The following is an 11,933-nucleotide window of genomic DNA, read 5'->3' on the forward strand; positions in this document are numbered from 1 at the left end:
CATATTTTTGTTAAACTATTTGATAACAAAATAAAATATACTGAAATTTGTATCCCTTCTGGTATAAAATGTTTTCATATTAACTTTAAAGATGTTCCTCACTACCTTGGAAAGGAGATAACATTTATGGCAAACGAAACAATGAACCTGAACACCCCTATTTTAACCCTTGACTCCGATACTGTATTAGAAACTGCTCAATCAAAAGCGGATTTAATCTGGCATGACATCCAAAATGCCTATCGTACCAGGAAAATTCTCACCGGTATTCTGGGAGGTATTGAAAAGACCGAAGCCGGCAGCTTAATAGCAATTATTTACTATAAGGATTACCGGGCTGTCATCCCTATCTCGGAAATGATGATCAATCTGGTCCAAGATGAAGCCCATGACTACGGTGACATTTCCCTCCGCCAGAATAAGGTTCTGAATAATATGCTTGGCTGCGAAATTGATTTCATTATCAAAGGTCTGGATACCAAATCCAGAAGCATCGTTGCCAGCCGGAAAGATGCTATGCTGAAAAAACGTCAGATTTTCTATTTTGATCAGGACTCTTCCGGGCAGACTAAAATCCATGAAGACCGTATTGTACAGGCCAGGGTCATTGCCGTTGCTGAAAAAGTAGTCCGGGCAGAAATCTTTGGTGTAGAAACTTCCATCCTTGCAAGAGATCTGTCTTTTGACTGGCTGGGTGATGCCAGGGAGCGATTCCAGGTAGGGGAACACATTTTGGTACGTATTCTGAACGTAGATGGAGATTCCCCTGAAACGCTCTCCATCCATGCAGATGTAAAAAGCGTGGAAGGCAACACCAGCAAAGAAAATCTGAAAAATTGTCGGGTACAGGGAAAATATGCCGGAACGGTGGAAGACATCCACAAAGGAACTGTTTTTGTCCGGTTAGAATTGGGCGTCAACGCCATTGCTCATAGTTGCTACGACAGCCGCACCGTTGGAAAGAAAGATAAGGTGTCCTTTGTTGTGACACATATTGATGAAGAACGGAATGTTGCAGTTGGAATTATCACTCGGATTATTAAACAGAATATTTAACATCAAGATGGAGTAAAAAACTATTTTCTATCATTATGAACGATAAAAGGATAAAATTGGAAGTTACTCAAAATTAAGCACCTACGTCTCAAACTAAAATAAAGTAAAACGCTTGCATCTATCATTTTAGGTGCAAGCGTAATTAAGGAGAGTATGGGCTTTATCCTGTTTCAGGCATCTGCTATGCAGGTGGAAACAACGGGTTATTCACCCTGAAAAACCCAAAGCCTTAACTGACTGAATTTTCACCAAAAGTTATCAAACAAGCTCTGGAAAGTTGCCAACATTTCTCTTATACTCTTCTCGTTTTAGACTTCCCCAACTTTTCGCACATTATAAAATATTTTCTTGTCCCTATTATATAACCTCAACTACAACTCATAAGAAGTATAGATTAAATCTCTATTAAAAAATCATTTGAATATTACTCTAAATCAAACAATACTCCAGTATATGCTAATCGTATCCCTTTATTTGCATAATATTTTATCAATTCTTCAACAGCTCTAATATCCTTTATTTCAATATTAGGATGTGTTTCCATAAAATATTCTCTATTAATAAACCATAATGGATCATCAAATATACTTTCGTTAACCTCTATTCCATAGTTTTGTCTTTCATCCCACAAGTCAGAAGGCATTAACCACAACCAATTAATATTTGCTAAAATTTTAAAATTATCATATAAATAGGCTGCTGTAGAAATTGTACTTTTTATTTCCGTAATTGTTTCCCAAGGAAATCCTATAATAAAAGAAAAAAAAGCTTTGTCTTGTAGATCCAACTCATATAAATGTTCCGCACATTCCTCTAACTGTGCTATAGTAATCCCTTTTCTAACTTTTTTAAGCCCTTCATTGTAACCAGCTTCTACACCAATTTGAATATTATCTATAATTTTCTCGGGAATATTTTCCAAAAATCCAACCTGCATTAAATCAGTTACCCTAGCCTCAAATGATATTCTTAGATCCAAACTCTTTTTTGAAAGTAAATTCAAAATATTCTTAGCTCTTTTAACATCTGCCGTAAAACAGTCATCGACAAAGTATATTTTCGCATAATTACTTTTTGTTTTTTCTTTTATAGTTTCTACTTGAGACATAATATTATTTACAACATATTGCTCCGTCAATCCTCTCCATATATGTTTGTACAAAACAGAACAAAAAACGCATCTAAATCTGCAGCCTCTAGAAGTTTCTAACCCTATACACCCATAACTATTTTTAGGTACTTTAGAATAGTCAACGTTTTTAATTTCCTGCAACTCCTTGATTTCCATTAATTCATTTTTTACAGTTTCTACTACTTGTTCCCCATCATAAAACACAATGTTGGGAATTTTTTTTAACTCATTATAATTCTTTACATTTTGTATTACACTTACAATATTCTTTTCTCCTTCTCCTTTCAAGGCTATTAAATACGGCATACCTGTAATTATATATCTTGCAAAATAAGATACATGAATCCCTCCTACACAAATAGGTATATTGGGAAACTCTTCATGTATTTGTTGTATCATTTCTTTGGTTACACCCCAATTCCCCGTTGTAGCAGAAAACAAAATAGCATCATACTCTTTATTGTCAAATAAATTTCCAATAAATTTTTTAGCTTCTACATTCGTATCAAAATATTGTGACCTAGAAATTATGGACGGATCCACAATATCCACCTCAATTCCATTATCTTCTAAAATGGTAGCTAAATAATAAAGTGCCAGTGGTGGCATTGAGCGCATTCCAATTGTATTACATTTTGGATGAACCGGCAAAAATAAATATAATACTTTCATATATTCCTACTCTCCGCTAATTTCTATTGCATTTTTCAATAATGTTTCTTGCTTTTAAAGTTCCACACGCTTCCGCTAAGCTTTCTATTGCTTCTACTCTTGGCAAATAGTTTGCTACATTCTTATTTTCTTCGCAAAGTTTTTGATATATTTCTTCTATTGTCAATTTACCATCTATCTTTTTTATAAATGTTAATGTTGCATCATCTAACTGCGCAATTATTTTTCCGTTTCTACAAATGGCATAATATTGGGGAAACTTTTGGATTTGAAAGTCTTTATTATTTTTTAAAACTGGAACATCATCTTTTGACCATGTGGTTGTCATATTGATGACTTCTATGCTTCCCTGTGCCGGCTGCGTTCTTTCTACTTTTAAATAATAGTTATACACAGAAGTCGCATTAACTTTTTTTATCCAGTCTTTATATTTTTCAAACAATTCATCAGCATTTTTACCATTCATTTTCCCCATATTTATAGCAACATAAGATGATCTTCTTAAATGTGCCTCAATTGAGAATTTAAAATCTAAAATCACCGTTATTTTAAAATCATTGCCTAATTCTGTACGTAACTCATCTATTAAAAACGGTTCTTTTTCTGTCCCTATTGCTTCTCCTACCATATATGCTCGCCCATTGATATTTAAATGCCTTTTATACCCCCGTATAATATTCAATGTAATTTCTAAACCATTTTCTCCCCCATTTCCTGCTATTGGAAAATTCCAGTCTTGTGGCACAGCAATAAAAGGTGGATTTACATATATTTCATCAAATGTTGTATTACCAAGATTTTCATATAAAGATCCTTCTTTCACTCTTACCTTATCCTCAACATTATTTAAAACAATGTTAAATTTTGTAAAGGGAATTGTTTTATGATTAATTTCTACCAAGGTAACACTATTAGCCTTATTAGCAGCACAAATTCCTTGAATTCCACTTCCGGCACATAGGTCTAAAACTTTATCTACTCGTTTAGATGTTATATTCTCTGTTAATCTATATGTATCCATGCCTATATAAACAGATGGATCCTTTATCCTGCAATTAGGATTATTATAAGGTAATCCCACTAAAAAATATTTATCCAAAAAGGAAATTATAATATAACTGTCCGTCTGAACATAACCATCACTTTTTATAACAATCCCTAATTCAATCAATAAATTCAGGAACTCGGTACCAATTGTATTTTCAATCTCATTTAATTCAATCTTATCTCCTAGCAATAATAATTTCAACAATACTCTTTTGTCTTTTTTTAGCTTTAACAATTCTAATTGAATATTATCATATTCATTTGGTAAGGGATTAAAAAAATAATTCTGATGCTGCCTGATTTTTTGGTTTAATGTGTCATAGCAAGTATCATCTAAATAATTTCTTAATTTTTTAATTTTTTCTATATTTATTCTTATCATTGTTTTCTCCTTGTCAATCATGTTTAACAGAATCTCTTAAGCAAAATAGTCCTATATATTCTAAACTCATTTTAAAGAATAAGACCTTTGATTTACTTTTCTCTGCATTACAATTTATCTTATAATTATTTATACATGCTTATAAAACACTTCAAAACTTTCTAATTTTTCTTTCGATTTTTCTAATCATTAAAACACACATAATTATTTGTGCCATACAAACCCATGGAGTAATAAATGAACCTATGCTTTCATATCTTAATATAATATCAATTATACTTGTTAATATTAAAATTACAAATCCATATCTAAACATAATTTTACCAGCATATATATTGGCTTTCTTAAAAATGGTTTCATTTTTCATTGCCGCAGGTGTCCTCCAACCAATCCACCTATTTTTTTTTGGCGTCTTTGTTTTCATCCCCATTCCTAATCCAACAAGCAGAATTGGAATGCAAAGTGTGAAGAATATTTCTAAATTACTCATAATTATCTCCTTTTCTACTCAGAGAGAGTTAGAAGAACCTCATTTCAATAATAATATTCTGTCTAAACTCTCTCCACTAGCTCACCATCATTTCACTGTAAATACAGCTCCAACAACTGCTAATACTACTACTGCAACACCTGCCAATGTTGCAACAGCCGCATTTGCATATCCTATAGCATTGGCTACGCCCTCAGCGTTTCCTACCCAATTTGTATTGGCTGCTACAGATCCTCTCTGTCCATCTTGAGCCAAACTGTACATTTCCGGACTTTCATACATACGTATCACCTCCTACTGAAAAGTATTTATGGTTAATATTCCTCACAATCAGTAAGGTATTACCATACTATCGTTTAATTCGTCCAAGGAACAGACTTAATAAAAATAATCGTATATTAGTACATCTTGTCCAATTGTCAGTTCATCTTTTAATTCTGCTACTTTAATAAAAGATAATTCTATTAAGCTCTGAATAAGCTCTTTATATATCTCTGTATCTTTATTTTCAAAACTAATACGTATCTTTTTACTATCCTTTTTCACCTCATTTTTATAATTGATTAAAACACTGCCAATAAAATCTTTTAAAACTTGCTGGTTGAAACTCTTCGTTAAAACTATCTTTCCTATAAATGATGTTTGATTTATGTAAACTTTTCCATTTACAATACTAATAACTCCATAGATTTCATCCTCTTTTCTAAGTAAATAATAATCTTCCACATACATAAATACTTTTGCACGAATACTGATTGCATTATACAATTCTTCAGGTGTATTATAATCTCTCATATCTAAAATAGTATCTTGATCGTTTAAAATTTTATAAATTAACTTTAAATCACCTTCACTACATCTATATATTTCAAAATCATTTATTCTTTTTATGTCGTGTCCTTTATACATTTTTTCTACTCCTCTCACTTTAATAATTTCTCGCCTTTCTCCCTCATATAAAAAAGAATACACATCGTTCTCTACCACGTCCTTTTCTACCTCTGGATATTTTTGTATCATTAAATTTATTATTTCTTCTACTGTTCTCTTATTATTTATAAATTCTAAGATTTCCTTTCCTTGCTCATTAATAATAATAGCATCATCGTATGTTTTACCATTTTGAATTATCAATTCACTGTTTTTTAGTTCTTCTCTAACAAAAGCATTTTTAATCCTTTTCAAAACTATGCAATCTTTACATTTTCTATCAAACATCTTTCTCTCCTATTTATATAATTTTTCAAGTGTAAATTCTTCAAGATGATGCATTATATCATCATCTACTAAATCTATTTCAATATTATCTTCATAAAAAATTTTCGGCAGCTCTTGTAAATCGTATTTCATATCTTCTATACAAACCACAAACTCCGCAAGTTCTCTAATTACAGGAATATCCCAAACTTTTCCTAATCCTGCTTTCCAATAATCTTTTAGAGAATGTCTTTTTAGATTTCCCACTGTTACTGGAATATAAGCTGAAGCTGTAAGATTGCCATCTGACTTTATCTCTGAAAATATATTATTTTTAAAATTTAATGTAGTAAATCTTCTGAGATGATCTAAAGGATCACTCCAATCTATTCTAAACTTGTTATTATAATCTCTCTTAGCGTTAAATCTTTCGATATATGCAACTAATTCTCTATATTCCTCTTCCGATGCAAATAATTCACTTTTTCCTTCAACCGCTTTTCCCAATGGCATCAAAGGCTGAACTTTAATTTCCCTTAGATTTTCAAATTTTTGAAGCAATTCAACTACCTCTGGAAATTGCTTGATATTAAATTGTGTCGGACTAAAAGCAACTGCCGAGGAAATTCCTGCATCATCAATAAAATTTAAAGCATCCAATACTTTTTCATAAATTCCATTAATCCCTCTCATACGTTCATGCGTTTTTGCATCTTTTCCGTCCAGACTAAGTTGTATATGTGTAAGACCAGCATTTCGTAAACTTATTACTCTATCTTTAGTTAAAAACCAACCATTTGTAACCATTGCTATATTCGGGACTCCACCATTTTTTAAGACTTCTGTTGCTCGCAAAACTAAATCATATTTCATCATTGGTTCGCCTCCACAAAAGCATGTAGAAAATGGTTTTATCACTGCTATTTCTTTAAATATTTCTAACATTTCTCTGTCTGAAATCTCGTTACGCAACAATTCGTTCCCACTCCTATTAAAACAATGCAAACATTTTGCATTACATTTATTAGTAATATCTATCGCTATGTGTAATGGTCCTGATAAAATATCACTTTTATCAAATTCCTGGAACCTATTTTCTTCTAAATTTTTATATTTATAATATTTACCCATCTCCCATTATACAGATGCACAATACATCTTTCTCCTTTCCACTACTTTAGTGTTCTAAATTTTATATAATATTGAATTATTCATAAAGCCTTGCAAATGTTTCACTTTTCTACACAATACTAAATGCTGCAATATTTCTACGTTTTCATTATTTTCACCTTCTCTACTAAATTTTTAGATATTTTTATTTTCATATCAGCTTTATTAATAACCATTTCGTCATGGCTTATTATTAAGACTATTTTTTTCTTCTTTATTTCCAATAAAAAATCTAAAAATAAATTAGCAATTTCTATACTAAGATTTGTGGTAGGTTCATCCAACAAATATATATCTGCTTTTTTCAAAATAGTTCTCAAACATAAAACTATTTGTCTTTCTCCATCTGAAATCTGCTGCAAATTTTTCTTTCTTAGCTCTTCTAAGTGAATTTTATTTAATAATTCTCCTCCACCTATTTGTATTATTTCGTCTTTAATTTTCTTTAAAGAATTCTTATCCAAAAATTTACATAAATATTCTTCGACATTCATATATGGAACTTTTTCATTCTGTAGCATAACTGATATATTATTTTTCCTTAAATAGAATTTATCTATTTTCCCTAAATTTTCATCTGAATAATAAACATTCCCTGTATATTCATTAAATAATCCCAACATTCCTTTTAAAAATGTTGTTTTACCTATCCCATTTTCTCCAGTAACAACATACATATTATTCACTTCTAGCTTTTCGTTAAAGCAAAAAAGATTTCTTATACAAAAATTCTTTATATCTATTTCTTTTATTTTTTCCAGACAGACTGTCCCATTATTTTCAAGCGGAATACTAAAAATTTCATTTATACGGTCAATAGAACTTTTCACGTCTTGATATTCTTTTCCCAATCCGAAAAAGTATTTAATCAGCGTTAAAAGATTTAAAAAATATATATTAATTATTGTATATTGGCCAATTGATAATTGACCTTTCAAAACTAATGCCCCTCCCAATATTAGGGTTATTGCTTGGAAACACACACAAACAATTTGATCCAATGTTTGAAATAGAAGTCCAACTTGATATGCTTTATATGCATGCCAAAAAAAACTCTTATAACTGCTATTTAAAACTTTTCCAAATATATTAAAAATAGAATGCACTTTAATTTCTTCACGTAATACTAATTGCTCATTCAACGTATTAAAAAAATCACTTTGATTTTCCTTAAATTTGTAATTTCTTTCATAAATTTCCCCTTTTAAAAGCAAATAAATAAAAATATATATAAGAATAAATACTCCTGTAACCCCAAAAATCGGTTTACTTAAATAAAATAACAAACTTATCAGAAAAAACATTACGAATAAATTAATAGTAGCAGTAATAATTTTATCAAAAAAGAAATCAACCACTATTCTACTATCCGAATTTAAGCGTTGCGTCATATATGTAGGTTCATATTCAATCTCTAAAGGAATTTTCTGCAGATGGAGTATGCCCCGACTATTTATTTCAAATGAAATATTATTCTTAACCTTCATTATTTTTAAGTTATATATATATGACAAAAATAGTGAAATAATCCCCACCCCAGCAATAGTTATTGCGTATTTTATGACCTCTTCAACATTCTTTATGTCTATAAGCATATCAACAAACATTCCGTTCATATACGGTAATAAAGTAGATAATATAACCGATATGAATTGTATTACTAAAATTGTTACTAGAAGGTATCTTCTTATTTTTAAACTATCCTTTAATAATTTATACAATGTTTTATCTCCTCATTAATTTTTATAAAATTAAAAATCAAGTCAGCATAGCCACATAAAAAATTTATTATCTAAATATGCTATGTACTTATCATTTCGTTTAAAATTTCTATTTAATATTTTTAAAAATAATGATAATAGAATTTTATTATTATGGTATTCATAGTACCAAGTAATACAAATAAAGTTTGATATCTGCTTTATATCTATTATGATCTTGTTTTTACGTTTACTTGATAAAGCAATAAATAGAAAAAGATAATAATTAATTTTGTAGAAGCATTTTTGTTCTACAATCCCTTCTGGTATCTCTGTCAAACTTTTATTTTCATCAAGTCGAATTACTATACGTTTTTTTATAATAGATTCCATGGAAATATACTCTATTAGTTTTTTAACACTTATCATATTTATTTTCACCATTCCAATATAATTATTAGCACATTTTAATACTTTTCCTAAACCATAAAGTCAACCTTTAAGATCCACTATTCTGTAAAATAGAACCTGCCTCCCGATTGATAATTTTGTTCTACCAGTTCCAAGATTAGTGAATTCATAACTCTACCACACATAATAATCAACACTATATATTCTAATTAGACTCTTATTGAGAAAATTGATTATTTTTTGTTTTTCCCACATTACAATATTTTCTATATTTTGCCCATATTTTTTGTCTAAATCGAACTTTTTTCTTCCTATATGGCATATTTATTTCTTATGTTTTGTCCCAACTTGGCACACTTCTGCGATTTACAGGGAAATCTACCCATGTTAAAATGATACTGTCAAAATTGTATGTAGCGAAAACGCAGCTTTCCAGGGAATGCCTCTTCTCTGGTGCAAGCTGCGTTTTTTCGTGCATGGAAAGGAGTATTACAACTAAATATAGAATAAGCGTTCCTCCGTATTGACCGGACGGAAGCTTCTATGAGGCAGGAAAACTATAAGCCAGGGCAAAGTGAAAGATCTCACTTTGCCCTCTTTTTATGAAGGAGGTTCATTTACTTGAAAAACCATACTCACAAAGAAGCACCACCGGGCATGAAACATCATTGGAACTATGGCAAATATCTCTATACTGCCTTCCTTGTCTTTACTCTGATTGCCTGTAATGTACAACCCGTTATGGCTGCTACCATCTGGGACAAAGCTTCAGAAATCATGAAAGACGTATATAACCAGATTATCCTGATTTCCACCATTGCGGCTGTTGTAACTGCATCGGTTGCTTTGCTTTTGATGAATTTTTCCAAATCCGGAAAAACCGTGGATGAATCCAGGGCATGGCTCAAACGAATCATCATTACATGGGCTATTCTCAATGGTCTGGGATTTATCATGGCTTACATCACTCCGTTCTTTGCCGGCGGGCAGTGGAATGGATAATGCAGATAAGGAGGTGGCTCTGTCATGGGAATACTTGACGGAATTGTAGAATGGATTGCCGAACAGGTCATGAACATTCTGGATTTGATTACTACTTCTGTTCTGGGTGCACTGGGATGTTCCATGGATACTTTTCTCCGGTATTTTCCAGCAGCGGAAACAATGTACCAGATTTTTCTGGCACTGGCTATCGGACTCATCCTTTTAAACTGGGTTTGGCAGCTTTTTAAGAATTATTTTATGGGGACAGGGATTGACGCTGAAGATCCAATCAAATTATCACTGCGGACATTTATGTTCCTTTTCCTGACATTCTATGCCAAAGACATTGTGGATCTTCTATTGAATATTGCAGGAACCCCGTATAGCTGGATTCTGACTGAAGATCTTCCACCACTGGAATTTGCCAAATTCAATTCTGTGATCACAGTAATCCTGGGGGTATGTGCCAACGGTGCTGTTGCCATTGTTGCCCTCATACTGGTACTGATCCTTGCCTGGAATTACATCAAGCTGCTTTTTGAAGCTGCGGAACGTTACATACTGCTTGGAGTTCTGGTCTACACCGCACCTGTTGCGTTTTCCACGGGTGCTTCCCAGGCTACCGGAAATGTTTTTAAGAGCTGGTGCCGTATGCTCGGCGGACAGTTCTTTTTGCTTTTAATGAACGCCTGGTGTTTACGGCTGTTTACTTCCATGGTCGGAACATTCCTTGCAAACCCTTTATCACTCTAGGAAGGAGGAGATTATGAAACATAAGAAAACACTGCTCTGCAGCCTGCTATTGATTTCTTGTCTGATTCTTGTAACTTCCATGCCGGTCTTTGCCGCTGAACTTACAGAAGCAGAGGTACAGCAAGCTGTAGATGCACAGGGAAAAGAAACGGTAACCGGTAATGTCTTTATCTGGTTTCTGTGTGCCATTGCTTTTTTGAAGGTTTCTCAAAAGATTGACAGCTTTATGGCAAGTCTGGGAGTCAATGTTGGAAATACTGGTGGAAATATGATGGCTGAACTTTTAATCGCCGGAAGAGGTCTTGCAAGTTCCTTTCGAGGGCATGGAGGTGGAAGCCATAGTAGTTCCCATTCTTCCTCTCCCGGAAGTGCTGCAGTACAAAGTTCTTTCCTTTCCGGAGGATTAGCCGGAGCCGTTGGAAGGCAGACAGAGCGTTCTGCGGTAAATGCAGCCACCGGATATACCGAAGGGCCAAGTATCGGAAATGCACTCTATCAATCTTCCCTTGAAAAGGGCGGAGATTTTGCCAATAACGTTATCAGCAATATTGCTCAAGGAAACTATGGTCAGGTTGGCTCGATCAAAGGTGATGGGGCTGTTTCTGCATTTCAATCCTACATGGGAATTCAAAATGAAGATAAAACGGATCATTCCTATACCAATGTTGAGATTGGCGGCGGCAGGATAACAGGAGTTGAGTCCGGTTCCAATGGGGACAGCCGGGAATTTGCTATGTACCATGCCGATCAATATACGGCTCCTACCCAGGGAACCTATGAAACTGTTCAATCTGTAGACGGAGCTACCTGGTACAAACAGTATGCTGAAAATACGGTATCCAAAATTCCTTATGATGCTGGCGATGGAAAGATAGCCTACAACGAATCCATTGTCCAAAAGCTTCCTCCTACTCCTCCAAGAAAGGATCGGATTTAGTG

11 protein-coding genes are annotated in these 11,933 nt (G+C 32.8%); 4 read left to right on the forward strand and 7 right to left on the reverse strand.

What is annotated here, in order from left to right:
* Positions 1–126: 126 nt before the first annotated feature.
* Entirely contained in the window at positions 127–1,056 is a 930-nt protein-coding gene (locus DWX61_RS05775; protein WP_117942325.1) for an RNA-binding protein, read from the forward strand.
* Positions 1,057–1,480: 424 nt separating this feature from the next.
* Here DWX61_RS05775 and DWX61_RS05780 read toward each other — a convergent pair whose 3' ends face one another.
* From DWX61_RS05780 to DWX61_RS05810, 7 genes are all read right to left on the reverse strand, one after another.
* On the reverse strand, positions 1,481–2,860 hold the full coding sequence (locus DWX61_RS05780) for a B12-binding domain-containing radical SAM protein (protein WP_117942323.1): 1,380 nt from the start codon (positions 2,858–2,860) through the stop codon (positions 1,481–1,483).
* A gap of 16 nt (positions 2,861–2,876) precedes the next feature.
* Positions 2,877–4,289: a methyltransferase gene (locus DWX61_RS05785; protein WP_173819807.1), complete on the reverse strand. Its 1,413-nt coding sequence runs from the start codon at positions 4,287–4,289 to the stop codon at positions 2,877–2,879.
* A 151-nt stretch (positions 4,290–4,440) separates the two neighbouring features.
* Positions 4,441–4,779, reverse strand: a complete 339-nt coding sequence (locus tag DWX61_RS05790) for an SdpI family protein (protein WP_117942321.1) — start codon at positions 4,777–4,779, stop codon at positions 4,441–4,443.
* Positions 4,780–4,866: 87 nt separating this feature from the next.
* Positions 4,867–5,061 carry a hypothetical protein gene (locus DWX61_RS05795; RefSeq protein WP_117942320.1) on the reverse strand — a complete coding sequence of 65 codons (195 nt, stop codon included), beginning with the start codon at positions 5,059–5,061 and terminating at the stop codon, positions 4,867–4,869.
* Positions 5,062–5,157: 96 nt separating this feature from the next.
* On the reverse strand, positions 5,158–5,997 hold the full coding sequence (locus tag DWX61_RS05800; RefSeq protein ID WP_117942319.1) for a PqqD family protein: 840 nt from the start codon (positions 5,995–5,997) through the stop codon (positions 5,158–5,160).
* A gap of 9 nt (positions 5,998–6,006) precedes the next feature.
* Entirely contained in the window at positions 6,007–7,107 is a 1,101-nt protein-coding gene (locus DWX61_RS05805) for a radical SAM/SPASM domain-containing protein (RefSeq protein WP_118624241.1), read from the reverse strand.
* A 137-nt stretch (positions 7,108–7,244) separates the two neighbouring features.
* Complete coding sequence (locus DWX61_RS05810; protein ID WP_117942317.1) at positions 7,245–8,867, reverse strand: ATP-binding cassette domain-containing protein; 1,623 nt, start codon at positions 8,865–8,867, stop codon at positions 7,245–7,247.
* Positions 8,868–9,878: 1,011 nt separating this feature from the next.
* Between DWX61_RS05810 and DWX61_RS05820 the strand changes: the two genes are divergently transcribed.
* From DWX61_RS05820 to DWX61_RS05830, 3 genes are read left to right on the forward strand one after another with little or no spacing between them, the layout of a single operon-like run.
* Positions 9,879–10,259 (forward strand): fimbrial protein, encoded by a 381-nt coding sequence (locus DWX61_RS05820; RefSeq protein WP_330415505.1) that lies wholly within the window; start codon positions 9,879–9,881, stop codon positions 10,257–10,259.
* A 24-nt stretch (positions 10,260–10,283) separates the two neighbouring features.
* A complete protein-coding gene (locus tag DWX61_RS05825) occupies positions 10,284–10,994 on the forward strand; it encodes a conjugal transfer protein TrbL family protein (RefSeq protein ID WP_004223652.1) in 711 nt (236 codons plus the stop codon).
* 13 nt (positions 10,995–11,007) lie between these two features.
* A complete protein-coding gene (locus tag DWX61_RS05830) occupies positions 11,008–11,931 on the forward strand; it encodes a hypothetical protein (protein WP_015526852.1) in 924 nt (307 codons plus the stop codon).
* Positions 11,932–11,933 lie beyond the last annotated feature (2 nt).

This window comes from Ruminococcus sp. AF20-12LB, from assembly GCF_003478985.1.
GTDB lineage: Bacteria > Bacillota > Clostridia > Lachnospirales > Lachnospiraceae > Blautia_A.

Bases quoted from the DNA above. Each gene is read 5' to 3' on its own strand.
- DWX61_RS05775 (WP_117942325.1), top strand. From the start codon at position 127: ATGGCAAACGAAACAATGAACCTGAACACCCCTATTTTAACCCTTGAC.
- DWX61_RS05780 (WP_117942323.1), bottom strand. From the start codon at position 2,860: ATGAAAGTATTATATTTATTTTTGCCGGTTCATCCAAAATGTAATACA.
- DWX61_RS05785 (WP_173819807.1), bottom strand. From the start codon at position 4,289: ATGATAAGAATAAATATAGAAAAAATTAAAAAATTAAGAAATTATTTA.
- DWX61_RS05790 (WP_117942321.1), bottom strand. From the start codon at position 4,779: ATGAGTAATTTAGAAATATTCTTCACACTTTGCATTCCAATTCTGCTT.
- DWX61_RS05795 (WP_117942320.1), bottom strand. From the start codon at position 5,061: ATGTATGAAAGTCCGGAAATGTACAGTTTGGCTCAAGATGGACAGAGA.
- DWX61_RS05800 (WP_117942319.1), bottom strand. From the start codon at position 5,997: ATGTTTGATAGAAAATGTAAAGATTGCATAGTTTTGAAAAGGATTAAA.
- DWX61_RS05805 (WP_118624241.1), bottom strand. From the start codon at position 7,107: ATGGGTAAATATTATAAATATAAAAATTTAGAAGAAAATAGGTTCCAG.
- DWX61_RS05825 (WP_004223652.1), top strand. From the start codon at position 10,284: ATGGGAATACTTGACGGAATTGTAGAATGGATTGCCGAACAGGTCATG.
- DWX61_RS05830 (WP_015526852.1), top strand. From the start codon at position 11,008: ATGAAACATAAGAAAACACTGCTCTGCAGCCTGCTATTGATTTCTTGT.